Source organism: Lederbergia panacisoli, from assembly GCF_024626525.1.
In the GTDB taxonomy this organism is placed as follows: Bacteria; Bacillota; Bacilli; order Bacillales; family Bacillaceae_C; genus Lederbergia; species Lederbergia panacisoli.
Window position 1 is genome coordinate 208,003 of record NZ_JANJGU010000001.1, and the last position, 23,492, is coordinate 231,494.

The following is a 23,492-nucleotide window of genomic DNA, read 5'->3' on the forward strand; positions in this document are numbered from 1 at the left end:
AACCATTCATATCCTGTTGTTTTTTCGGTAATTATTCTGTGAGACTAGCGACTTTCCCTTTTTCCTCGATAAAGGAATGTATACGGCTTACCGCTTCTTCCAATGCTTCTAGTGATGTTGCATACGATATACGAATATTATCAGGGGAACCAAAGCTTGATCCAGGAATTACTGCAACAAGGGCTTCTTCAAGCAGCACCTCCACAAGCTGATCTACATCTTCGAATCCTGCAATTTGTGCAGCTTCTTTTACGTTAGGATATAAATAGAACGCACCTTGCGGCTTTTTGCATTTAACACCTGGGATTGAAACTAATTTATCATATATGATGTTTAATCTTTCTTCAAAAGCCTGCCTCATTTGTTCTACAGCCGTTTGCGGGCCATTATATGCTTCAATAGCCCCGTATTGAGATGTCGTCGTTGGATTCGATGTGGAATGACTTGCAAGGTCTGCCATTGCGGCAACAATTTTTTCACTTCCGGCTGCATAGCCAATTCGCCATCCAGTCATGGAATGGGATTTTGAAACACCATTAATAATAATGGTAATATCTTTTAATTGAGATGAAATCTGAGCAATTGATACGTGTTTGTTTTCCCCATAAACCAATTTTTCATAAATTTCATCTGAAACAATGAGAACATTATGCTCCAAGCATAGTTCACCAAGTGCTTTTAATTCTTCTTGTGAATAAATCATTCCTGTCGGATTACTTGGTGAATTAATAATTATCGCTTTTGTTTTATTTGTAATTGCTGTTTTTAATTGCTCTGGAGTAATTTTATAGTCATTTTCTTCCTTGCCTTCAACATAAACTGGAACGCCTCCAGCAAGCTTTACTTGTTCAGGGTAGCTTACCCAATAAGGTGTTGGAATAATGACTTCATCCTCATCATTTAAAATAACTTGGAATAGGGTAAATAAAACATGCTTCGCCCCATTTCCAATAATGATTTCAGAAGGCTTATATGAAAGACCTTGGTCTCTTTCCAATTTGTTGATAACTGCCTTTTTCAGCTCTGGCAATCCCGCTGCAGGTGTATATTTTGTTGCTCCTTCATTCATGGATTGGTAGGCTGCTTCAATAATATTCTTAGGCGTATTAAAATCGGGTTCACCCGCTCCAAGTCCAATAATATCAAGGCCTTGAGATTTCAGCTCTTTAGCTTTGGCCGTAATCGCCAATGTTGAAGATGGGGTGAGAGCATCAACACGTTGTGCTAAATTAATGTTCATGGTTCATTCCTCTTTCTTTTATAAGTTTTCAATTTTCCGCCACCATTTACCTGTGTCGAAGTGAATATAATAATAATTTAATTTCGAATTTTGATCTAAATAAGAAAGTTCCCATACAGGTAAATTTTTCTCCATTCCTAATCTTGTGCCTAGAATTTTTTTAGGCTCTTCTTCATAGACCAATTTCGATATTGCTTCTTTTTCTGAAATTCCTTCGGATACCTTTTTTGTGATGATATCTTCATCTTTTTTTTCAGGAATCCAAACAATCGTTTCGATCCCTTCTTGATTATTACCAATGATTACATAATAAGTCTTTGTTCCATGATATACAAAAAATTCATCATTACTTACTAAATTCGCTTCTGCCCTAGCCCTTTTTTCTGCATATTGTTCAGCTTTCAAAAGGGGTTGCCGAGCTTCTATATACACATAAATGTATACAGAAACTGTTATTATGATCAATGGCAATAAAATAAAAATCCACTTTTTCATTGAAACCACCTTAAGTTTTATCGATTATAAGAACAGCCGTATTTGTTCCTCCCCGGCAGCAATAATTAACATTATAGCATTACAATTACTAGGTAATACTAAGGATACATACGCATATATTCATCATTATAGCAGGAAATATAAGGCTAAAAGGTGAAAAATCGCGTAAGCTTTTAAAAAAATCATGTAGCCCACAAAATTGAGGTTGTGTTAATGTTGAATTTTCAACAAATAGCACAGCCTCAACTTTATAACCACTTTTCAACGGATGTTAAAAGCTTATTTAAAGGACCACGTTCAATTGAAATGTTTGGGATAGATTGTAAAAATGTTTTTCCATAGCTAGTTGTTTCAATTCGTCTATCTAATACAATAACTACTCCACGATCAGTTTCTGTTCTAATTAAACGGCCAAACCCTTGCTTAAACCGAATAACCGCTTCCGGTAATGCAAATTCCGAAAAAGGATTCTTACCATGATGTTTGATCAATTCATATTTAGCGGCCGTAATCGGTTCATCTGGTGGTGAAAATGGAAGTCTTACAATCACTAGGCATGATAAATCCTTTCCTGGAATATCTACACCTTCCCAAAAACTGCTTGTACCGAACAAGATGGATTTATTAAATTGTTGGAAATTCCTTGTAAGTCTTGTTCTGCTTCCACCTGAAATACCTTGTGCCAGAAGCACAAAATCCTCTAGTGCAAACGAATCTTTAATGAGTTGATACGTTTTTCTAAGCATATCGTACGAGGTGAAAAGAACAAGCATTCTACCATCAGTTACATCAGCAATGGCAATGATATGACTAGCAATTGCCTCGATATACTCATCATTCACAGTTCCGCGGACTTCAGGTAAATCTGAAGGAATCATTAGTTTTACCATATCTTTATAATCAAAAGGGGAACTAATCACTTTTTCAAGCAAGTCCTTATTTTGCAAATTCAATTCATTCAAGAAAAAGCTAAATGAATGATTGACTGTTAGCGTTGCGGAAGTCATAACTACACTTTTTTTGTGTTCAAAAAAATTATTTGCTAATTCGTTCCCGGTATTCATAGGTTGAACGAAAATACCTATGCTATTAGGAAGTGCACGAATATCCCCCTCTATCCAAGTAACATTTTGAATCGAAGGATTTAAAAATAACTGTTGAAATTTTCCCCCTATTTGAAACCAGTCCCTTAAGAAGCTATTCATTTCCTCAATAAAAGCTTGCTCACTATCCGTTAATTTTTTATCCTCCCGCTTAACTAAGGAAAGTCTATTTTCAAGCTCTCTACAAATCGTACGATGATAATCATAAACTCTTTCGGCGCATAATACTAAAGGCAGCCATTTCCGCTCTGACATCATCGCATCAGTAATTCGCATCTGTAGTTTTGTACTTTTATTCGATTTGCGTCCAAATAGTTGGGAAATCTTTTTACCCAACATGATAAATAAATCATCTATTTCTAGATCAAGCTGTGAGATGATTTGATCTAATTCAAAAGCATGAAAAGATGGAGTGAATCCTTTCTCCCGTAAAAGGTTTTCTATCTTACTAAACAGCTGATTTTTTTCTAACGTTCCAAGACGACCAATCGAAAATTTTAAAGTATTATACTCTAGTTTTTTTCCGAAACAATTTCTAGCTGCTTTTTCTAAATTATGCGCTTCGTCAATCACAACATATTGATAATCAGGAAGGATATTTTGATCATTTTCTATGTCTCTCAGCAGCATGGAATGATTTGTAATGACAAGGTCTGCATTTGAAGCCAGATTTCGTGCATGCATATAAAAATCATGTGAAAACCATGGATCTTTTTCTTTTTGAAAAAACCAGCCATCATGTTTGATTCTTTGTTTAAATAAATTCCCTCCACTCGACACATTCAGCTCTTCCATATCACCAGTTTCGGTATGAACTAACCAAACAAGAAATTGCATTTTTGTCATAACCGTATCGTATTGAGGGTCTTTATCATACAAAGACTGCTCAAACTTCAACATATTAATATAGTTGCTACGCCCTTTTAATATCGAGGTGTGGAAAGGAAATGGAATCAATTGCTTTAAACGAGATATTTCGTTATTTAATATTTGTTCCTGCATTTGTATCGTGTATGTACTTATGATTACTGGTTGACTTTTCGAAACAGCAAAATATAAGGATGGCAACAAATATCCTAATGTTTTACCTGTTCCTGTCCCTGCTTCAATAACGGCATGCTTGTTCTTTTCAAAGGATTCATATACGGAATTCATCATTTCCATTTGTCCTGGCCGGAGCTTAAAATGTTTGCTTTGATTAGAAAATAAATGGTTTTTTTCTTCCATGCTTTTTGGAAAGTATGGAATGATTTCCTCATTATTTGCTTCTGGGATTACCTTTTTCTTCAGTGCAATTCCCCGAAACACTTCTAAGTCTTCTTGTAAGTTTTCGATATTTTTTCGTTTTTCTTTCAATATATTATCGAATAGTATATACAAATCGCTTTTTAATGAATAAGCCATGTCTGACAGCTTTTCCAATGTAATAAGCGGTAAGGATTTTGTACGTTCCAACAAGATTAAAAACAATTCAGCCGTAACTAAAGCATCACTATCGGCTTGGTGGGGATTTTCATGTTCCAACTGAAGGTATTCCGCTAATTCAGAAAGTTTATAGCTTTGGGCAGTAGGCAAAAGAATTTTGGCAAATTCTACTGTATCAACTGAATCTAATTCAATATAGTTGTATCCTGCCTTTTCAAGCTCATTTCGTAAAAAACCAAGGTCAAATATGACATTGTGTGCAACAAAAATAGAGTCTTGAAGTATTTCATTTATTTTCGGAGCAATATCCTTAAACTCTGGTGCATCTTGAACCATTCCATCGTGGATACCTGTTAATTCTTCAATAAATGGTGGGATTGGCATACCAGGGTTAATAAATGTTGTATATTGATCCACGATTTGTCGATTTTCTATCACAACGGCAGATAGTTGAATGATGCGATCTCCGCGATCATGGGTATTACCTGTTGTCTCTAAATCAACAACTACATATTTACGTGTCATACACATACCACAACCTTATTAGAAAAGCGCTAGGCTTGACATTAATACTTTAAATACTCCCGACAATTGTAACATATATAAGCTGTTCAGGAAAAAAACCAGCCCAATAACCCATAAATAATTGGACTGGTTTTTAGATAATGGCTGTTTTCTTAAAGTTTGTTGTTTGTAAAAGCCCAAAAGCCGGCTTTTACACCAATTTAGAAAGTTTAACAGTTCTTATGAAGTATCCAGCTCTTTTCTCAGTTGGATTATTCATTTTGAAGACAGAATCCATTTTTCGTCGTTAAAATTCATAGTTATGAGTAACAATGTATGAGAAAAGAGCCTAGTTAATCAGAAAATTGTTGTTTCTGGTTCGTAATGAATCATATCTTTAATTTTATTATCTTTTGTCATGAGTGCAATTTTAGGTTGGTGTGCATGAATCTTTTCTTCCGGAACTAAAGCATATGAAATGATGATGACGATATCACCTGGCTGCACGAGCCTCGCAGCTGCGCCGTTTACACAAATGACGCCAGAACCTTTTTCACCTTCAATAATATATGTTTCAAAACGAGCCCCATTATTATTATTTACAATTTGAACCTTTTCATTTGCTACCATACCAACTTTTTCTAAAATGTCTCTGTCGATCGTGATACTTCCGACATAATTTAAATTTGCCTCTGTTACCGTTGCTCTATGGATTTTTCCATTCATCATCGTACGAAACATGATGTTGGACCTCCTTATGATTGTATAGACTCTCGGCTTTCACCGAGTTAGATTTACTTGTGCTATATTTTTCTTGTCTCCTCCTACTTTTAATAGGGGGGATTGTGCATTTTATATTTGTAGAATTCCCAGTCTATAAAATGAGAATGAGATAAATAATCTACATACAACGTTTTCTGCTACCGTTGATTTCCGTTCCAGTCGGACGCGTTCCGGGGGGCGCGGTGAGCCTCCTCGGCGGCTTCGCACCTTGCGGGGTCTCAACTTTCACGCTAATCCCCCAGGAGTGCCGCCTGGAACGTAGATCAACTGGGATATATTTTCGCACATGGTAAGGCGACCGCTAATACTTTGTTCTCCAATCTCTTCCTTTTCATACGATATCTATAAAAAATGTAATTTTGTCGCTATTTTTGTCAATTTGAAAACGCCACAACAACTAGGAGAACTGACGTTCCACTTGAAGATTAATCAAAACTTAAAAAGATGCACTATCTTTCCTTAAAGCTTATATTCTCTTCAATGGCTTTATCTTTATTAAAGGTCCTTTTCTAAAGTACTTTTGCCTTTAAAACAAAACCTTTTGTAGGTTGATTGGAGCGAAAGTGCGAGACTCCTGGTCAGCTAAAGACGGCCACGTCCTGTGGCCAACGCCGACACTAGGACGTCCTGTCCGTCGCGGGATCAGCGGGACAGGTGAGACCCCACAGGCGTTTACGCCGAGGAGGCTCATAGAAATGCGTAAGCGCCTTGATCAGCCCCGACAAGCATAAGACAGATTACGCAGTGGCTTGCCTTTTAGCCACGTAGTAATATGACTTATGACCTCGTGGGGCTAGGCGCTGCAGCTAGACAAACCGCCCGCCCCTAAGGTCCGCGAGCAACTGTAGCGGAAATCAACCTAGCACTATCTAGGTAAAGAAACAATGTTTGCAAAAATAGCCATTTACACCTCGAAATTCCGAGAGCCTATTTGTGTCTCTAGAATGATATTGTCGATTAATCTTGCCTTTGAAAATTTCACTGCTAGTGCAATGATTATTTTGCCGTGCAATTGTTTTAATTGTTCAAGGTTTGGAAAACTTAAAATTTCAATATAATCAATTTCACCATTTGTATTAGTTTTAATATAGTCTTCCACGATATGAATGACAGTTGCTGGATTTGTTTCACCATTTTGTATCGCATCAGCAGCTTTTTTAAGGCCTTTATAGAGGTGTGGCGCATGCACTCTTTCTTCTTCTGATAAATAAACATTCCTAGAGCTTCGTGCAAGGCCATCTTCTTCTCTTTCAGTTTCAACCGGAATGAGTTGAATTGGAAAGTTAAAATCTTTGATTAATGAATCTACTACGGCAACTTGTTGAGCATCCTTCAATCCAAAATAAACGTTGTCTGGCAACATAATATTAAATAATTTTATTAATATTGTCGCTACTCCATTAAAGTGTCCCGGCCTACTCCTGCCACATAGGACATCTGTTCGCTTCAATACATTAATTTCAAACGATGGCTCATTCGGATAAACATCAGCACGTTCAGGTAAAAATAATATATTGACACCCGCTTCTTCAGCAAGTTTTTGGTCCCTCTTGACATCACGTGGGTAGGCGTCAAAATCCTCACCTGGTCCAAACTGTAGCGGATTTACAAATATACTCATCACAGTTATATCATTATTTTCTAATGATTGTTTGACTAATTTAATATGCCCATCATGTAAATATCCCATTGTTGGGGCAAACCCGATTGTAATCCCTTGTTTTTTCAACTGTAAAGCACGTGCTTGCATAGCTTTTGTTGAAGTAATTATTTCCATATTATTTTCCTCCGTAAAGCAACTCTAGCTCGGAATCACTCATTGTAAAAGAATGTTGTTCTTCAGGAAAGGAAGAATCTTTAACTTCTGCAACATATTGTTGAATGCTTTCCTTTGTTAAAGTGTTGATATCACCATATTGTTTCACGAATTTCGGTACGCGCTCCACTCCAAATGTCAATAAATCATGGTAAACAAGAACCTGGCCATCGGTATTAATCCCAGCCCCGATTCCAATCGTTGGAATCTCCAATTTAGAAGAAACTAGAGTAGCCAGTTGTTTTGGAATGCATTCCAAAACGATAGAAAACGCTCCGGCTTCCTGGCATTTTATTGCTTCATCGATAAGAAGATTTGCTGCTTCTGCACTTTTACCCTGCACTTTATATCCACCTAACACACCAACAGTCTGTGGTGTTAAGCCAAGATGTGCCATAACTGGAACACCCGCTGCAGTGAGTGTCTTAATTGTACTTATTACCTCTCCACCACCCTCTACCTTAACAGCGTGAGCACCACCCTCTTGCATGAGTGCCGCAGCTGACTTTAAAGCATCTTCCTTACTGACGTGGTAAGTCATAAACGGAAGATCTGATACAATAAAGGTATCCGCAGCCCCCCTTCTGACTGCTTTCGTGTGGTGAATCATATCTTGCAATGTGACTGGTATAGTAGATTCATAACCTAACACAACCATCCCTAAAGAATCCCCGACTAAAAGCATGTCTACTCCCGATTGTTCTGCAAGCTTGGCTTGAGGAAAGTCGTAGGCCGTAACCATTGCAATTTTCTCTCGAGATTTTTTCATTTTTAAAAAATCAGTTGTCTGCTTCATTTTTATTCTCCTCCTTTGTTTCAGAGGAAACGAATGTTTAGAGTGGATTTATCCGACGTTAAAAAGGAGTCCTCTCCAAATAGGCAGAAGGACTCCCAAATATCTTCACTCGTTTCGGTCCTCTGTCCCCGTCCCTTTGGATCAAGGCAGAAATCAAATATAATTAAGTAATGAATAGTGGTGCAGTTCTCGAACAAGATACCGCCCATTTTGACATAATAATAAAATATTCATCAATAGCATTATAACAAACTTCTTTTGCGATGACTATGAGGGAAACTCAATATCCGCGGAATAAATATGGTGAACTTTTCCTTCTTTATCTTCCACTTTCAATATGCCTTCATCTGTAATCCCGAGTGCGACTCCCGATATTTCTCCGGTTAAAGTTCTAGCAATGATTGCCTTTCCAATTCCGGCTGCATAGCTTTCCCACATAATTTTGAGCGGGGCAAAGCCCTCTTCCATATATAGTTCATAGTATTTTTCAAAGTATGTTAAAATTTTTTGAATCACTTTTGTTTTTGACACTGCAAGACCTGTTTCAATTTCTAGTGATGTAGCAATTTCTTTTACATTCTCGGGAAAATCTTCCGTCCTCTGGTTAACATTCATGCCAATTCCAATCACAAGAAAATTTACTTTATCGGCTTCCCCTTGAAGTTCCGTAAGAATACCCGTCAGCTTTTTCCCTTTATAAAGGATATCATTCGGCCATTTAATATGAGGTTCTAATCCCGTAATTTCTTCAATGGCTCGAACACAGGCTATTGCAGATATAAGTGTAAACTGTGGTGCTTTTTCCGGAGGCAGCTTAGGTCTGATGATCATACTCATCCAAATCCCTTTTTGTTTTGAAGAGTGCCATGGTCGAGTCATTCTACCCTTTCCAGCGGTTTGTTCTCCTGCAATTACAATCGTTCCTTCAGGTGCACCTTCTCTTGCGGCCTTATGGGCAATAATTTGTGTTGATTCTACACAATCAAAATAATAAATCTTTCGTCCCATCGTTTTTGTTTTTAGTCCAAATAATATTTCATTGTCAGAAAGATGATCAGGTTTACTAATTAGTCGGTATCCTTTCTTACGAACGGCTTCTAATTCAAACCCTGATTTACGCAATTCTTCAATATGCTTCCATATCGCAGTTCTTGAGCAACCAATAATGTCCGCCAATGCTTGTCCGGATAAAAACTTTCCATCAGCATTTGCAAGAGCTTCATATAATTGTTTTTTCACGGAAGATGACAAGACTTCACCCACCTTTTTATCTCAGCTGCTTCGTTATAAATTTCATTATTGATGATCGCTTCTTCAATGCCCTCCATAATTACCCTTACCCAAGGACCAGCAGGTTTTTCACACCATTTTAAAATATCCTTACCTGAAATAGTTAAATCCTCCCGAGATGTAATAGGTAATTGCTTAAAGATATTATGAATATTGCTTTCAATCTCTGAAATATCTTTATTTCGACTTGCTTGATAAGTCCGTTCCACAATTGTAGATATTTCTATTCCAGCACGATAATACTCATATTTTGTCCATTCATGGTCCTTTCTCCTTTGTAATAGAGATAAGGAACGCAAGATGAATTGAATTTTTTTGCTAGGCAGCTTCCATTTTCTTAATAACTCATTTGAGTTCGTTTCATCCGTTAAATATACAGTTAAAATCCATAGCTCTATTTCATTTAATGGTTTGATAGGTAAAGACAATATTGATTTGATAATACTCTTATCATTAAATAAAGTCGGCCAAAAAGAATATATGTTTGTTTCTATTGCTATTTTCAACGCCTTTTCCCGATATGTACCGTTGAGCAGTTTCGTCATTTCTGCGGTTATTCTTTCAACCGAAATATGTTTCAACAAATAGGATAAATTGGCCATTTCTCTTTCAGTCTTCTGTTCAAGACTGAATCCTAGTTGGCTGACGAAACGGATTGCCCTCATAACTCGTAATGCATCTTCCTTGAATCTTTCTGCCGCTTCTCCTACAGTTTCAATGATCTTATTATCAATAGCCATCTTTCCATTATATGGATCGATCAAATTTCCTGCTCTATCCATTGCAATGGCGTTCATCGTAAAATCCCTACGACGTAAATCTTCATGAAGAGATCGAATAAATGTTACAGATTGAGGTCGACGAAAATCCTCGTAATCCGATTCCGACCTAAAAGTAGTCACTTCAAATCCTTGTCCATTAAACAGGACAAGAATAGTTCCATGTTCGATTCCAACATCGACAGTTGATGAAAATATTTTCTTTATTTCTTCAGGTGTAGCTGAGGTTGCAATATCTACATCATGAATATCCCTATTTAGCAAATGATCTCTTACCGCACCTCCAACAAAATATGCTTCGAAGCCAGCTTTTTCGATTTTTTCAAGTACGGGAGTTGCGGCAAGAAACATCTTATTCATGGCTACCATCCTTGTCCGACACTTTGCATTAATGATTCATATAGTTTCTCATATTTTTCTACAATCAGATTTGATTGAAAACGTTCCAAAGGTGTCAAAGTTGCATTATACGAAAATTCCTCAAGTAATGACTCATTTTGCAAAAGCCTAAGTGCCTTATTACTAATTTCATCTAAGTTAGCTAGTTCACAAATAAATCCATTGTAGCCGTCCATAATAACTTCAGGAATACCTCCAACATTCGTACCGATACACGGAACGCCACACGCCATAGCCTCTAAAGCAACGAGACCAAAGCTTTCTTTCTCGGAAAGCAATAGCATTAAATCGCTGATTGAATACAATTCCTCTAAATGATCTTGTCTACCAAGAAATAGCACCTTATCTTCAATATCTAAATCCTTTACAAGCTTACATATTCTAGTGTTTTCAGGACCATCCCCAACAAGAAGAAGCTTTGCCGGAATTTCTTTTGAAATTTTTGCAAAGGAAGCAACGACATCACGTACTCTCTTCACCTTTCTAAAGTTTGAAACATGAATGATCACTTTTTCATCTGCTTTTATTTTATAAGCCTTTCTTAAATGATCAGCATTTACTTTTCTATAAACTCTTTCATCAATAAAATTATGAATAACATTTATATCTTTTTCGGCACCAACGACTTCGTTTGTCTGTAATTTTAGTGCGTTTGATACGGCTGTAACAGAATCTGATTTTTCGATACCAAATTTGATTGCTTCTGCAAGTGTAGCGTCATAACCTAAAACCGTAATATCCGTTCCATGTAAGGTAGTGACAATTTTCACATCCGTGCCTGCCATTTGCTTTGCTAATATTGCACATACTGCATGCGGGATAGCATAGTGAACATGTAAAATATCAAGTTGCTCTCTTTTTATAACTTCCGCCATTTTACTTGCTAAGGCAATATCATATGGGGGATATTGAAAAACTGAATATTGATTTACACTAACTTGATGAAAATATATATTATGATGTAGAACATCAAGTCGAAAAGGTAAATTTGAAGTTATAAAATGAATTTGATGACCCTTTTCTGCTAACATTTTTCCAAGCTCTGTTGCTATAACACCTGAACCGCCGACGGTAGGATAACACGTAATTCCTATTTTTAATTTCATAGGTCTTCTCCAAACAAATTTTTATTTAGTAATAATGGTTTACTAGAAAGAAATCCTTCCGCAAACCTGACACCGACTTCTTTTCCGAATAATTGATCCCTTGCTGTCACACTTTCTATATATCCTTCAGTTAAGGGTGTTTGAACTCCACTTTCATTCATAAAAAATTGAGATTCATAAGCCTGAAGTGCATTCACTTTTTTGTCAATATAGTCGGTTATATCGACTACGAAGTCAGGAGGAGTAAAGCCATTGATCATGTATTGGTATAAATATAATGCTTTATGAGGTGGAAGCTTGTCCTCTACTTCATATTTTCGAATACCTGCAGAAAAAAAAGCCTCTTTCACTAGATGGTAACAGTTCCCGTGATCCGGGTGGCGATCGTTATGATAAGGTGCAAAAATAACTTTTGGCCTATATTTTCTAATCACATTTGATATTTTTCTTATATGGTCGTCAGTTAAAAACAATCCTCGATCAGATAAATAAAGATTAACACGTTCTATCACTTCAAGTAAGCGTGCAGCAGTATTTGCCTCTATTCTTCTAGACTCCACATTACCATTAGACGATAAATCGGCTTCAGTTAAATCACAAATAACAATTTTCTTTCCTTCTGCCGCCCACTTTGTAAGTGAACCAGCCATTCCAATTTCTACATCATCTGCATGAGCTCCAAAAGCAAGAATATCTACAGATTGGTGATCCATAAAAGCCGCCCCTTTATATATATTACGATTCACACTTAAGACTGTTTTCAAATCATTTTATATGACGAAAACAGTCCTAAAGTATTTTATTCTAAAATAAAATATGCTCTAGTCCATAGACTAGTGTGTTCAATCCCATTACCGTTTCTACCGACATTTTGACACCTGTCATAAAAGAAGCACGGTTATACGAATCATGACGAATCGTTAATGTTTCTCCAGGTGCACCAAATAAAACTTGTTGATGGGCAACTAGTCCCGGTAATCGTACACTATGAATATGCATGCCATCATAGTCTGCTCCCCTTGCACCTTGAATTGTTTCTTTTTCATTTGGATGCCCTTGTTTTTGTATTTCGCGATTTTCTGTAATCATTTGAGCCGTTTTTAAGGCTGTACCTGATGGAGCATCTAGTTTTTGATCGTGATGAAGTTCGATAATTTCAACATTATTGAAATATTTAGCCGCCATTTGTGAAAATTTCATCATTAAGATTGCACCAATAGCGAAGTTAGGCGCGATAATACAGCCAATGTCTTTTTCTTCAGCTAATTTTCTTAATTCAGATATCTCTTCATTTGTAAATCCTGTAGTCCCAACTACCGAGCGTACGCCATGTAACAATGCCGTTTTAGTATGTAAATACCCAGTTTCAGGTACGGTCAAGTCTATTAAAACATCAGCTTCCACATTTTGAAAACACTCTTCTACATCTGTATAGATTTTGACATCTAGATTGGAAAAACCTTCTAGCTCAGAGAGCAGCATTCCATTATTTTTCCTATCTAAAACAGCAACTAATTCAAATTCAGGAGTGTCAGTTACTAATTTGACTGCCTCTTTACCCATTCTACCTCGAGGTCCTGCCACTACTATTTTTATAGGATTCACCATATTATTCATCCTCACTTTTCCTCGTCCATCTGTCTTTATCTCGAGTATTAAATTTATTCATTACTTGATCGTGTGCTTCTTGCAAATCAATATTTAATGAATTTGCCAAGCAAATTAACACGAACAGCATATCCCCTGCTTCTTCCGAAATTGCTTTTTCTTCTTCCGATGTTTTTTTAGGTTTTTCTCCATAATGATGATTGAGCTCTCTCGCTAGTTCTCCGAGTTCTTCCGTCAGCCTAGCAAGCATTGCAAGGGGGCTAAAATACCCCTCTTTAAACTGACTAATGTATGAGTCTACTTCTTCTTGCATTTTCCTTAAAGTCTTTTGTTCTTCCATCGTGTATCACCTTTCACCATTATGTTAGCTAATACCTTTTTTATATTCAAATAAAATCGCTTAGTGTAGTATTTTTGTACACCTTGTCAAAGATTGGTTATAATGAATTAGCTTCGTATCCAACATGACATTTAATCGGAGGCGATATCATGAGAGTTGGAATCAGATTAAAAAATGTTTTCTTCATTCTCCTAGGTGCGGCCATCTTTTCTTTCGGGATTGTTCACTTTAATATGCAAAATAATTTGGCAGAGGGCGGATTTACAGGGATCACATTATTGCTTTATTTCGTATTTAATGTAAATCCTTCCATTTCAAACCTCCTATTGAACGTTCCTCTCTTCTTTGTTGGCTGGAAGCTACTAGGTAACAGATCTTTTGTATATACGATTATTGGAACGCTAGCTGTATCATTATTCTTATTTATTTTCCAAAAATATCAAATAAACATACCTTTGAATGGCGATCTGTTTTTGGCCGCTTTATTTGCCGGAGTTTTCATCGGAATTGGGCTCGGCATTACGTTTCGATACGGAGGGACGACAGGCGGAGTCGATATTATCGCTCGTCTACTCCTTAAATATAAAGGATTCAGTATGGGTAGAACAATGTTTATGTTTGATGCAGTCGTCATCACCGTCTCCCTTTTAACGTATTTAAACCATGTGCAAGCTATGTATACACTCGTAGCCGTTTTTGTAGGTGCGAGAGTCATTGATTTCATGCAGGAAGGATCATATGCAGCGAGGGGAGCCATGATTATCTCCGAAATGCAGCATGATAAAATCGCTGATGAAATTTTAATGCAAATGGGTAGAGGAGTAACGGTTTTACGTGGCTATGGATCATTTACAAAACAAAATAAAGAAATCCTTTACTGTGTTGTAGCCAGAAACGAAATTGTTAACTTAAAAAGAATAATAAATGCCATCGACCCTCAAGCTTTTGTCTCCGTAACTGTCGTTCACGATGTGATGGGAGAAGGATTTACATTAGACGAAAATAAAAGGCCTTATGACGTATAAATCGCCTTTCCTCTCTAGGAAAGGCTTTTTTATATTTAAAATACAATCGTTTTATTCCCATCGACAATGACACGGTCTTGTAGATGCCATTTTACCGCCCTTGCTAAAACGCTTCTTTCAATATTTCTTCCGATTCTTTTCATATCTTCCACTTGATCACGATGGTTTACTCTTTCAACACCTTGTTCAATAATAGGACCCTCATCAAGATCGTTAGTTACATAGTGAGAAGTAGCGCCTATTAATTTCACACCTCGATTATATGCCCGCTCGTAAGGCCTTGCACCAATAAAAGCAGGTAGAAAAGAATGATGAATATTAATAATTTGATTCGGATAATAAGAAACAAAATCAGGAGTCAAGATTTGCATATACCGCGCTAAAATAATTAGCTCAATATCATGTTCTTTTAGTATTGTCAGTTGCTTCTCTTCCACTTGCTTTCTTATATCTTTATTTGCTGGTATGTAATAGAATGGAATGCCAAGTGACTCAGCTAAATGGCTAGAATCCTCGTAATTACTAATGATACATCCGATATCCATCATTAGATCACCATTTTGCCATTCCCAAAGAAGTTCCATTAAACAATGTAATTCCTTTGAGACAAAAATAGCCGTCTTTTTAATATCACTTACGTAGCAAAATTCAAAATCCATTTTAAATGTTGTTGCAATCTCTCTAAATGATTGTTCAATTTCATTTCGTCTTTTATGTAATTCAGGGCAACTGAACTCCATTCTTATAAAAAAATTTCCGCCTTCTGGATCTGCTGAATACTGGCTGGATTCTATAATATTTGCACCATTATTCATTAGAAAAGTTGAAACTGCGGATACAATCCCCGGTTGATCGGGGCATTTTATAAGGAGCCTAGCACGGTCCAAATTTTGTTCACGATAATGATTCAATACTTTATTTGTCATCCATATTTCCCTCTTTAATGTTTTTAGCTATTTTACTTTCTTTTAGCAAAATTTGCAAAAAAATAAAACCCGGTGAAGACCGGGTATTGGTTCATTAGTCATTTCTAGTAATATTTGTAAAGATTAATATCAACCTTACCAATTCAAGTACTGCAACGGCCGCCGCTGCTACATATGTCATAGCTGCTGCACTTAATACCTTTCGTGCATCCCGTTCTTCAGCATTGCTAATAAGTCCGAGTGAAACAATTTGATCCATTGCTCTTGAAGAAGCATTAAACTCAACAGGCAACGTAACAATTTGGAAAACTACTCCTGCAGCCATCAATATAATACCAATTAGTAAAAAGTTAGGCATAGCTGTAACAAGGATTCCGATCATTATGAAGATCCAAGCAAATTTTGAAGTTATATTTACGACTGGAACTAAGGCATGACGGAAACGCAAAGCAGCATATCCTTCCTTATCTTGGATCGCGTGTCCAACTTCATGAGCTGCTACTGCTGCACCTGCGACTGAATGTTGATGATAATTAGACGATGATAGAAAAACAGTCTTATTTAAAGGGTTATAATGATCACTTAAAACCCCTTGTGTTTCCCTAACAGCAACATTACTTAATCCATTTGCATCTAATATTCTACGAGCTACTTCTGCACCGCTCATACCAGCTGAAGTTGGTATTTTTGAGTATTTCGTATATGCACTTTTCACTTTCATTTGAGCCCATATTGGGATTATGATAATAATTGCCAAATAAATTAAATATCCGCCCATTTTAAACCCCCATATCTTGTTGTTTATATTCTATTTTATTGGATGGTAAGAATTTGGTCAATCATTTGGATCTTTTCGTTTTTGTTTTAGCATTTTTTGACCTCGGTACTTCCGCCAACTAACGTATGACAATGTTGAAATGATGATACCGCCGGTCATAATCATGACCCACCAAATGGAAGGATCTGTATCATCTTTATTTACATCAGAAAACAGTTTTTTTAAATCAGCCTCAAGACCTTCCAATTCCTTCATCCATTTTTGCTCTGAAAACGATGTACGATATTTATCAACAAAGGCAATTCTAGAATCTAGCTTCTGGACCTTCTCGACTGAAACATCGATTTTAATACTTGGTTGAATAACGGAATAGGTTGATAAAAACTCATTTAGTTGAGAGTTATAGAGATTTTCGTCTCCTTCTAATGCAGCACTTTTCACATCTTCAAAAGCATTCATAATTGGTCGTTCCATCTCAGACCACAATGGCTGATACTTTGAAATAATTGCATCAGTCGCTAATCGAAATGCTGTTACTTTCTTCACTCTATCGTTTTCATTTAAATCGATGCTTGTTAATGCTTTTAATGCTTCATGGTGAGCTGCTGTTACAACTCTAAGTTCGTCCATCGTAAATTGCCGTTCCAATACCCCTTTTTCGGAAAACAGCAATCCAAATCTTTCTACTATTTTTTTTGCTTCTTCAAAGCGGCCAAAACGTGTCAACTGTAAAGCTTCATCAGCAAGCTGATCTAATTCAGTCATAGAGGATTTTGATTCTGCTTGTACAGAAAATCCCGAAAACAATATGCAAAGCACTAGAAGGATAATAGATTTCGCCTTCATACTTGTCCCTCCCCATACTACTGATAAAATGTATGTGAAATGGGACAAGAATAGACCTAGCTATTACATATTTCTAGGTCCATATAACTGAAGTTGTCTTCCTTGTTTACATCTGCGCGCATAATACAATGCAATTGCAGCTCCGATGATGCTGAGCCAAAATGTGAAGTAACCAATTTCTTGAACATAAATCTCAAGTCCCGGATATTTAGGATATTGCATAAATACATAATCAATTACGTCATTGTGCAATGTCCAAACAACCGCAACAAGAACATGCCATAATTTCATTTTATAAAAAGGGGCATATAAAATCCCTTGAATCGCCATTGCGCCATGCGAACATATTAACATATACCCTTGCCATGGCAATTCACCCATTACAGCTAGTGACAATAAATTCATGGCTACAGCCCATATACCGTATTTAAATAAAGTAATGATTGCAAGCGCTTCAAATAATGGCCAGTTCGTTCGCAGTAAAAACGCCGCAAGGACAAACACAAAAAATAGACTAGCCGTAGGGCTATCGGGAACAAAAGGTATGTATATAGTTCGTGTCTGCGCTATTTGACTTTCGTACCAATAATACCCATATAATGTACCTGCTGTATTAATGATTAATAACAGCCATAAAAAACGGCGATCTGCCAAATATGTATATATTAAATTCATCGGTCTCTGCCTTCCCTATAATGTGGAAAAGCCGGCAATTAGCCGGCTTAAGATAAACTTATTATTTTTTTGAATATTCTGCAATATAGTCAGCAAGTTTATCCAATTCTTCATCAGATCCTTTAAACATACCCGCGGGCATATTTTTAAAACCGTTTATGGCGATATCTTTAATTTCTTCTGCAGTATGACCAGAACCTACTAAAGCGGCACCTACTCCAGATTTACCTTCAAGGTTTTCGCCGTGACAACCTATACAGCTTGCTTTATAAATTTCATAACCTTCTACGTCCTTATCCACCTCAACAACGTCAGTGATTTTACCTTGTTGTTCTGCTGCAGCCCAATCGTGCATGTCCACAGCCTGCCAAGTCAAGTAAAAAATCGCAGCGAAAGCAAGAAGCATGAAGCCAGTTGCAAAAGGTCGTTTTGATGCGCGGCGTTCAGGACCCCGATCAATAAATGGAGCGAGCATTAACCCACCAAATGCTAGACCTGGGATAACAACTGTTCCAAGAATATTATATGGACCTGAAGCATATGTGTATTTCAATAATTGATAAAGAAATAAGAAATACCAATCAGGCAGCGGAATATATCCTGTATCAGTAGGATCCGCAATACGTTCTAGCGGACTAGGATGTGCAACAGTTAAACATAAAAATCCAATTAGGAAAACAGCGCCAACAAGCCATTCTTTTAAAAGAAAGTCAGGCCAAAATGCTTCTGTTTTACCGGGATATTCGGAATAATCTTTAGGTATATTGGGTTTTCGTTCAGCGGATACACGTGAATCGCCAACGAATTTCATTCCTTTTCCACGATGCATTGTGTCCCCTCCTTTTTTACTAAACTAATTTTACAATGGTCCAGAAATCCCTTGTCTCCGGATCATGATAAAGTGAGCACCCATTAATGCCATCAGTGCTGCAGGTAGGAAAAACACATGAATAGCGAAGAAACGGGTTAAAGTTTGCGCACCTACAATCGTTGGATCTCCCGCAATCAATGTTTTCGCATGAATCCCTATAAGCGGCACAGATTCAACAATTTCAAGTGTAACCTTTGTTGCAAACAATGCCTTCATGTCCCAAGGGAGTAAATAGCCTGTAAGCCCAAGAGCCAGCATAACAAAAAAGATAAGTACTCCAACAATCCAGTTGAGTTCACGTGGCTTTTTATATGCTCCTTGGAAAAACACACGAAGTGTATGTAAAAACATCATAACAATAACTAAACTTGCACCCCAATGGTGCATACCACGGACAATTTGCCCGAAAGCAACTTGATTTTGAAGATAATATACGGATTCCCAAGCGTTTTTAATGTCGGGTACATAATACATTGTTAAAAACATTCCCGACAGTATTTGGATTACAGTAATAAAAAAGGTTAATCCGCCAAAACAGTATACAAACGCAGAAAAGTGATGGGCAGGGTTTACGTGCTCAGGCACTTCATGGTCTGCGATGTCTCTCCATATCGGCGTAATATCCATACGCTCGTCAATCCAATCGTACATTTTGTTAAGCAAGATTAATGCCTCCTTTACTATCTTACGAATGGATTTGCTACAGGTGTTCCAAGCATTAAAAAGCCGTCTTTTTCTTGCGTCGGATAAGCATCCAATGGTCCCCTAGGCGGAGTGCCAGGTACATTTTTGCCATCTTTCGTATAAAGACCCATATGGCAAGGACAGAAGAACATGTTTGGATGTTTTTCGCTTCCTTCCCAACTTACAGTACAGCCTAAGTGTTTACATACTGGTGAAAGAGCTACAATCTCTCCAGCATCATCTTTGTAAACCCAAGCCGTTTGTGTTACTTCAGAAGTGTACCATGCATCTTGCTGTTCGTATTTAAAATCAACACGGACTGGATCTGCCGTAATATCGGCAACCTTTTTATCCGTCATTTTAAAATCACCACTAGCTTGCGCTTTCAACATAGGATCTACAGCGAAACGAAGCATTGGCATCAACATTCCAGCAGCCATAAACCCACCTACTCCAGTAAGTGTGTAGCTTAAAAATTGACGTCTTGTTACAGGATTTTTGCTCATCCTTTTCCCCCCTCTGTCAGTAAGGTAAGTCCATCGGACAATTTATGCACATTATACAAACTAGGACATAATTATGATATATCAATAACGCGCCTTGGTCAATAATATTGAAAGCTAAACATTGTCAACTATGTGGCGAATTGGTTAATCATTTCCCGTCTGCCACGCTTTGATTATATCTTCAATAAGGGTTTTAAGTTGATTATCCATAACTGAATGCTTGTAATGTTCATCCATATTCTCAAGAGGTATGGACGGAATATAAATCAATGTTCCTGGAAAATCTTTATTTAATGACTTCCACTTCGGATCGGAAGTTAAATAAAATACATGAGAAAATCCTGCTTCTTTTGCTTTGTTTGACCAATCAACTAGTTCATCACCCTTATTATCGGGCCCCTTCAAATATGTAAATGGCGGTAAAACAAGTATTCTTCCTTTAAATTGCCTTTCCAAATGGATTGATAATAGTTGAATAAATTCCCCTTGCTCTGCTGCACGTTTAATACCGTCATCTAGTGCTACAGGCATTAATGGGATAACAGCCGTATCGATATATTCTCTTTCAGCATTAAACAAAGTGATATCTTTCGCAGACCAATTCAACATTTACACCTCTTTTACTAATATGTTCTAATTGATATTCTATCATTCATCATTAAAAAAGCATGCAAAAAATACTTTTTAAAAAAAAGAAAAAGTCCTCCCTAAAAATTGAGGAAGGATTTTATGTTTTTCTTAAATCGTTTAATTGCTTTGCCAGTTTGATAAACTCCTTATGGTCTCGTCTTTCAAGAGCTTGATCAATGGATTTTAATAATGTTTCTTCATGAAACATTTTAATACTTTCTTCTAGTATTTGTTCCGCATACATTTTATCTTTCTCACTTAAATACACTTTATTTTGGACAAAAGGATTATCTTCAAGAACAGCAGCATATTGATGCGAAAGATTTGAAGCTCTAAAGTTTATTTGAATATAAATATCCTCCTCACGATTCAAGCGAATATCATGAAATGATTTTTCAGCATCTGTTGTCATTATATTTTCCTTGTAAAATCGAAACGGAACTTCTCTTGTGCAATGGGTGGACATAATTAAACCTCTTGGACAGCATTGAGCATCTTCCACAAAGTGAACCTTTTCCATAAGTTGATCATGGCTCATTAAATAATTAAGGATCCAGACAGATTCCCTTCTCTTTAATTGATAACGATTTAGAAACCAGCGTATAAACTCTTTCTTCTCGTTGACAGATACAGGGGTCTCCATTTTATTTCCCTCCTCTGCAAAAGTTATCTTAATATTCATCCAATCTTTCTAACAAAGAAATCCATTCCTCATTTGCAGGATCAATCGAGGCGAGCATTGAAAAAATTTCGATTGCAGCCTTTCTATTACCTTCTTCCATTAAAAAATATCCGTAATCAACTAAAAAATCTTGGTTATTTTTAAAATCATTATATGCAAGTTCATATTCATTTAATGCCTCACTATATTGTTCGGTATGCTGATAACTAATGGCAGCATCCCAATGAAATTGAGGATCCCCGCCCCCGCCCTCAAAAAACATTTCCGTAATTTCCAAAACAGATTCATATCTTTCTTGACTAATCAGCAACCTATTTAAGGATATTGCTGCCTCCGTATATTCAGGATCCAAAACAAGTGCTTGCCTGAAAAAATGTTCCGCCTTATTTTCATCCCCCATATTTAGAGATAGCTTGCCTGCAAAATAATGTAAATCCTTATTATACTCATCTACTGTAAGACCTGCTTCGGCTACTTCCAAAGCCTCGTCCATTTCTCCTTCATGTTCAAGACTATTTGCTAAATATAAGTATAATGAATGATAATGGGGATCTATTTCACGTAATTGCTTAAAGGCTTTTATCGCCACTATGTATTGACCGGATTGATAAGCCGTTAACCCATAGCCGAACAACTGGTCAATATCCTTTTTGTTTTCAAGTGATTTTTTATAATATGTTAGTGATTCTTCAAATGCTCCACCAGCACTTAAGGCTTCAGCCATCCTACTGTTAATGTCTACCCCAGCAATTTCCTTTACATTTGCATCAAGTAATTGACTAAAGGATCTAGCTGCTTCCAAAAATCTTCCTTGTGTCATATAAAGCTCTCCAAGAGCGTAGTCAATAACTGGTTCATTCGATAATTCCTTAACTTTAAGTAATTTAATTTCACTGACTTCATATAGTCCTTGCATCTCATATAAATCCGCCTCCACAAGTAAAGAAGCTGGATAATTGGGATCATCTTCGGAGATCGCTTCTAAGTATTGAAAAGCTTCATCATCCTGTCCCATTTCAATTAATAGCTCAGCCAAACTTAATTTCAATTCCCCTTCATCTGGATAAAAACGGAGTAATATTTCATATAATTCTTTCGCTTCTTCCAAATATCCATACTGAGACAAACTTTGAGCAAGCATAAACTTTTCATCATCAGTCCCGCTGATTTTCACCTTCTTAAATTGTTTTTCAGCTTCTAATAAATTTTGCTCTTCGATGTATTTAAGCATTAGTTCGGCGTTATTCATTTAACAGTTCCTTTCCATGTGTTTCAAACAAAAAGTGATGTCTTATTAATTGTGATTTCATCACCAGCTCCTGGACGAAATATCGGAGTTTCATTTATAAAGGTAAATTTCCCTTTTTGTACGGCTATGGATGGTTCACATTCTTTAATGTCCTTTGATACATGATCAAATTCGTTTGTTTGTAAAAATAGATTATAACTTATTTCGCCGCCTACTTTCAAAATCCCTTTTTTAGGATACAAACCAATTTTTTTTATTATTTCTATTTTTAAAGGAATATTCGGCTGAAGCGGCTGTGATAAGTGAGGAAGTTTTTCCGTTTGTAGGATGCTGTTCCATTTTTGAGACATTAATTTTCGGCGGTATGTTTTCATGGATGGAGGAAATGTTGGAATAAAGATAGGATTATACGGAAAGGATGCATCTTTTATCCACCCCCAAGGAATTTTTTCCAACTCACTTATACGATTAATTTCTACGAAAATGAGTGGGATTTTCATTTGCTTACACTTAATGATCAGTGAGGGATTGAGAATTGCAGCTTGAACCCTTACACCAAGCAGAAAGTCAATAGGGCTATTAAGAAGCGATATTCGCTTATTAATAAGCATTTTATCAAAATCTTTAAGTCGAGATATTTCAAAATGAGTAATGAGAGTTCCGCATCCTTTTTTGAGGAATTGATCGGAAATATAAAATTTAAATTCTTCAAATGATTGGTCAGGTATATTGGGAGCAAAATAAATAAAAGAAGGGGTAATAATAAACGATCTTGCGTCCATCTTAAGCAATGAATGATTCAGAGATTTTGAACCAAAATAACGTATTTCACAATCTCTTACTAGCATCGAAACTTTCGTTCTATGTCCTTCTTCTACTGACATTGCATTTTCAATAATATAGTCCATGTTTACCTACCTTTCGTAAACCTTTTAA

At 36.7% G+C, this 23,492-nt stretch carries 24 protein-coding genes; 1 reads left to right on the forward strand and 23 read right to left on the reverse strand.

Annotation, left to right across the window (positions count from 1 at the left end; translation table 11 throughout):
* Positions 1–31: 31 nt before the first annotated feature.
* The 12 genes from NQ185_RS00955 to NQ185_RS01010 all read right to left on the reverse strand — a co-directional run bounded on the left by NQ185_RS00955 (position 32) and on the right by NQ185_RS01010 (position 13,684).
* Positions 32–1,240, reverse strand: coding sequence for a pyridoxal phosphate-dependent aminotransferase (locus tag NQ185_RS00955; protein ID WP_306999737.1), 1,209 nt, complete (start codon positions 1,238–1,240; stop codon positions 32–34).
* 18 nt (positions 1,241–1,258) lie between these two features.
* Positions 1,259–1,735, reverse strand: a complete 477-nt coding sequence (locus NQ185_RS00960; RefSeq protein ID WP_257579646.1) for a cell wall elongation regulator TseB-like domain-containing protein — start codon at positions 1,733–1,735, stop codon at positions 1,259–1,261.
* A gap of 248 nt (positions 1,736–1,983) precedes the next feature.
* A complete protein-coding gene (gene dinG, locus NQ185_RS00965; RefSeq protein WP_257579647.1) occupies positions 1,984–4,788 on the reverse strand; it encodes an ATP-dependent DNA helicase DinG in 2,805 nt (934 codons plus the stop codon).
* Positions 4,789–5,124: 336 nt separating this feature from the next.
* Positions 5,125–5,508 (reverse strand): aspartate 1-decarboxylase, encoded by a 384-nt coding sequence (gene panD / locus NQ185_RS00970; protein ID WP_257579648.1) that lies wholly within the window; start codon positions 5,506–5,508, stop codon positions 5,125–5,127.
* A 946-nt stretch (positions 5,509–6,454) separates the two neighbouring features.
* A complete protein-coding gene (gene panC, locus NQ185_RS00975; protein ID WP_257579649.1) occupies positions 6,455–7,327 on the reverse strand; it encodes a pantoate--beta-alanine ligase in 873 nt (290 codons plus the stop codon).
* Position 7,328: 1 nt separating this feature from the next.
* Positions 7,329–8,162, reverse strand: a complete 834-nt coding sequence (panB, locus tag NQ185_RS00980; protein WP_257579650.1) for a 3-methyl-2-oxobutanoate hydroxymethyltransferase — start codon at positions 8,160–8,162, stop codon at positions 7,329–7,331.
* A gap of 267 nt (positions 8,163–8,429) precedes the next feature.
* On the reverse strand, positions 8,430–9,413 hold the full coding sequence (locus tag NQ185_RS00985; RefSeq protein ID WP_257579651.1) for a biotin--[acetyl-CoA-carboxylase] ligase: 984 nt from the start codon (positions 9,411–9,413) through the stop codon (positions 8,430–8,432).
* Positions 9,398–10,591: a CCA tRNA nucleotidyltransferase gene (locus tag NQ185_RS00990; RefSeq protein ID WP_257579652.1), complete on the reverse strand. Its 1,194-nt coding sequence runs from the start codon at positions 10,589–10,591 to the stop codon at positions 9,398–9,400. Before NQ185_RS00990 ends, NQ185_RS00985 begins: the two co-directional genes overlap by 16 nt.
* Positions 10,592–10,593: 2 nt before the next feature.
* A complete protein-coding gene (gene bshA, locus NQ185_RS00995; protein WP_257579653.1) occupies positions 10,594–11,736 on the reverse strand; it encodes an N-acetyl-alpha-D-glucosaminyl L-malate synthase BshA in 1,143 nt (380 codons plus the stop codon).
* The gene (bshB1, locus tag NQ185_RS01000; protein WP_257579654.1) at positions 11,733–12,449 is read right to left on the reverse strand and encodes a bacillithiol biosynthesis deacetylase BshB1; all 717 of its coding nucleotides are present in this window, start codon (positions 12,447–12,449) and stop codon (positions 11,733–11,735) included. Before bshB1 ends, bshA begins: the two co-directional genes overlap by 4 nt.
* Positions 12,450–12,540: 91 nt before the next feature.
* A complete protein-coding gene (gene dapB / locus NQ185_RS01005) occupies positions 12,541–13,341 on the reverse strand; it encodes a 4-hydroxy-tetrahydrodipicolinate reductase (protein ID WP_257580034.1) in 801 nt (266 codons plus the stop codon).
* A 4-nt stretch (positions 13,342–13,345) separates the two neighbouring features.
* Complete coding sequence (locus NQ185_RS01010; protein ID WP_257579655.1) at positions 13,346–13,684, reverse strand: nucleotide pyrophosphohydrolase; 339 nt, start codon at positions 13,682–13,684, stop codon at positions 13,346–13,348.
* Between the two features lie 149 nt (positions 13,685–13,833).
* Here NQ185_RS01010 and NQ185_RS01015 point away from each other — a divergent pair, with 149 nt between their 5' ends.
* A complete protein-coding gene (locus tag NQ185_RS01015) occupies positions 13,834–14,709 on the forward strand; it encodes a YitT family protein (protein WP_257579656.1) in 876 nt (291 codons plus the stop codon).
* Positions 14,710–14,744: 35 nt separating this feature from the next.
* Here NQ185_RS01015 and purU read toward each other — a convergent pair whose 3' ends face one another.
* From purU to NQ185_RS01070, 11 genes are all read right to left on the reverse strand, one after another.
* Positions 14,745–15,635, reverse strand: a complete 891-nt coding sequence (purU, locus tag NQ185_RS01020) for a formyltetrahydrofolate deformylase (RefSeq protein ID WP_257579657.1) — start codon at positions 15,633–15,635, stop codon at positions 14,745–14,747.
* A 94-nt stretch (positions 15,636–15,729) separates the two neighbouring features.
* Complete coding sequence (locus tag NQ185_RS01025) at positions 15,730–16,413, reverse strand: zinc metallopeptidase (RefSeq protein WP_257579658.1); 684 nt, start codon at positions 16,411–16,413, stop codon at positions 15,730–15,732.
* Between the two features lie 57 nt (positions 16,414–16,470).
* Entirely contained in the window at positions 16,471–17,259 is a 789-nt protein-coding gene (ypjB, locus tag NQ185_RS01030; RefSeq protein WP_257579659.1) for a sporulation protein YpjB, read from the reverse strand.
* Positions 17,260–17,322: 63 nt separating this feature from the next.
* Positions 17,323–17,934 carry a lipoprotein heptaprenylglyceryl N-acetyltransferase LhaT gene (lhaT, locus tag NQ185_RS01035; protein WP_257579660.1) on the reverse strand — a complete coding sequence of 204 codons (612 nt, stop codon included), beginning with the start codon at positions 17,932–17,934 and terminating at the stop codon, positions 17,323–17,325.
* A gap of 61 nt (positions 17,935–17,995) precedes the next feature.
* On the reverse strand, positions 17,996–18,763 hold the full coding sequence (locus NQ185_RS01040; RefSeq protein WP_257579661.1) for a menaquinol-cytochrome c reductase cytochrome b/c subunit: 768 nt from the start codon (positions 18,761–18,763) through the stop codon (positions 17,996–17,998).
* A 30-nt stretch (positions 18,764–18,793) separates the two neighbouring features.
* Complete coding sequence (qcrB, locus tag NQ185_RS01045) at positions 18,794–19,468, reverse strand: menaquinol-cytochrome c reductase cytochrome b subunit (RefSeq protein WP_213127838.1); 675 nt, start codon at positions 19,466–19,468, stop codon at positions 18,794–18,796.
* A 17-nt stretch (positions 19,469–19,485) separates the two neighbouring features.
* Positions 19,486–19,995, reverse strand: coding sequence for a QcrA and Rieske domain-containing protein (locus NQ185_RS01050; RefSeq protein ID WP_257579662.1), 510 nt, complete (start codon positions 19,993–19,995; stop codon positions 19,486–19,488).
* A gap of 144 nt (positions 19,996–20,139) precedes the next feature.
* Positions 20,140–20,604: a YpiF family protein gene (locus tag NQ185_RS01055; protein WP_257579663.1), complete on the reverse strand. Its 465-nt coding sequence runs from the start codon at positions 20,602–20,604 to the stop codon at positions 20,140–20,142.
* Positions 20,605–20,722: 118 nt separating this feature from the next.
* Positions 20,723–21,268 (reverse strand): ReoY family proteolytic degradation factor, encoded by a 546-nt coding sequence (locus NQ185_RS01060; RefSeq protein WP_257579664.1) that lies wholly within the window; start codon positions 21,266–21,268, stop codon positions 20,723–20,725.
* A 28-nt stretch (positions 21,269–21,296) separates the two neighbouring features.
* Positions 21,297–22,556 carry a tetratricopeptide repeat protein gene (locus tag NQ185_RS01065; protein ID WP_257579665.1) on the reverse strand — a complete coding sequence of 420 codons (1,260 nt, stop codon included), beginning with the start codon at positions 22,554–22,556 and terminating at the stop codon, positions 21,297–21,299.
* Between the two features lie 23 nt (positions 22,557–22,579).
* On the reverse strand, positions 22,580–23,464 hold the full coding sequence (locus tag NQ185_RS01070; protein WP_257579666.1) for a hypothetical protein: 885 nt from the start codon (positions 23,462–23,464) through the stop codon (positions 22,580–22,582).
* Positions 23,465–23,492: the final 28 nt, after the last annotated feature.

What these genes read in the sequence shown, in the direction of transcription:
- NQ185_RS00960 (WP_257579646.1), bottom strand. Translation starts at nt 1,735, where the DNA reads ATGAAAAAGTGGATTTTTATTTTATTGCCATTGATCATAATAACAGTT.
- NQ185_RS01015 (WP_257579656.1), top strand. Translation starts at nt 13,834, where the DNA reads ATGAGAGTTGGAATCAGATTAAAAAATGTTTTCTTCATTCTCCTAGGT.
- NQ185_RS01060 (WP_257579664.1), bottom strand. Translation starts at nt 21,268, where the DNA reads ATGGAGACCCCTGTATCTGTCAACGAGAAGAAAGAGTTTATACGCTGG.
- panC (WP_257579649.1), bottom strand. Translation starts at nt 7,327, where the DNA reads ATGGAAATAATTACTTCAACAAAAGCTATGCAAGCACGTGCTTTACAG.
- panB (WP_257579650.1), bottom strand. Translation starts at nt 8,162, where the DNA reads ATGAAGCAGACAACTGATTTTTTAAAAATGAAAAAATCTCGAGAGAAA.
- NQ185_RS01040 (WP_257579661.1), bottom strand. Translation starts at nt 18,763, where the DNA reads ATGCATCGTGGAAAAGGAATGAAATTCGTTGGCGATTCACGTGTATCC.
- NQ185_RS01010 (WP_257579655.1), bottom strand. Translation starts at nt 13,684, where the DNA reads ATGGAAGAACAAAAGACTTTAAGGAAAATGCAAGAAGAAGTAGACTCA.
- NQ185_RS00955 (WP_306999737.1), bottom strand. Translation starts at nt 1,240, where the DNA reads ATGAACATTAATTTAGCACAACGTGTTGATGCTCTCACCCCATCTTCA.
- dinG (WP_257579647.1), bottom strand. Translation starts at nt 4,788, where the DNA reads ATGACACGTAAATATGTAGTTGTTGATTTAGAGACAACAGGTAATACC.
- NQ185_RS01050 (WP_257579662.1), bottom strand. Translation starts at nt 19,995, where the DNA reads ATGAGCAAAAATCCTGTAACAAGACGTCAATTTTTAAGCTACACACTT.
- panD (WP_257579648.1), bottom strand. Translation starts at nt 5,508, where the DNA reads ATGTTTCGTACGATGATGAATGGAAAAATCCATAGAGCAACGGTAACA.
- NQ185_RS01070 (WP_257579666.1), bottom strand. Translation starts at nt 23,464, where the DNA reads ATGGACTATATTATTGAAAATGCAATGTCAGTAGAAGAAGGACATAGA.
- NQ185_RS01025 (WP_257579658.1), bottom strand. Translation starts at nt 16,413, where the DNA reads ATGGGCGGATATTTAATTTATTTGGCAATTATTATCATAATCCCAATA.
- bshB1 (WP_257579654.1), bottom strand. Translation starts at nt 12,449, where the DNA reads ATGGATCACCAATCTGTAGATATTCTTGCTTTTGGAGCTCATGCAGAT.
- ypjB (WP_257579659.1), bottom strand. Translation starts at nt 17,259, where the DNA reads ATGAAGGCGAAATCTATTATCCTTCTAGTGCTTTGCATATTGTTTTCG.
- NQ185_RS01065 (WP_257579665.1), bottom strand. Translation starts at nt 22,556, where the DNA reads ATGAATAACGCCGAACTAATGCTTAAATACATCGAAGAGCAAAATTTA.
- bshA (WP_257579653.1), bottom strand. Translation starts at nt 11,736, where the DNA reads ATGAAATTAAAAATAGGAATTACGTGTTATCCTACCGTCGGCGGTTCA.
- NQ185_RS01055 (WP_257579663.1), bottom strand. Translation starts at nt 20,604, where the DNA reads ATGTTGAATTGGTCTGCGAAAGATATCACTTTGTTTAATGCTGAAAGA.
- purU (WP_257579657.1), bottom strand. Translation starts at nt 15,635, where the DNA reads ATGACAAATAAAGTATTGAATCATTATCGTGAACAAAATTTGGACCGT.
- NQ185_RS00990 (WP_257579652.1), bottom strand. Translation starts at nt 10,591, where the DNA reads ATGAATAAGATGTTTCTTGCCGCAACTCCCGTACTTGAAAAAATCGAA.
- lhaT (WP_257579660.1), bottom strand. Translation starts at nt 17,934, where the DNA reads ATGAATTTAATATATACATATTTGGCAGATCGCCGTTTTTTATGGCTG.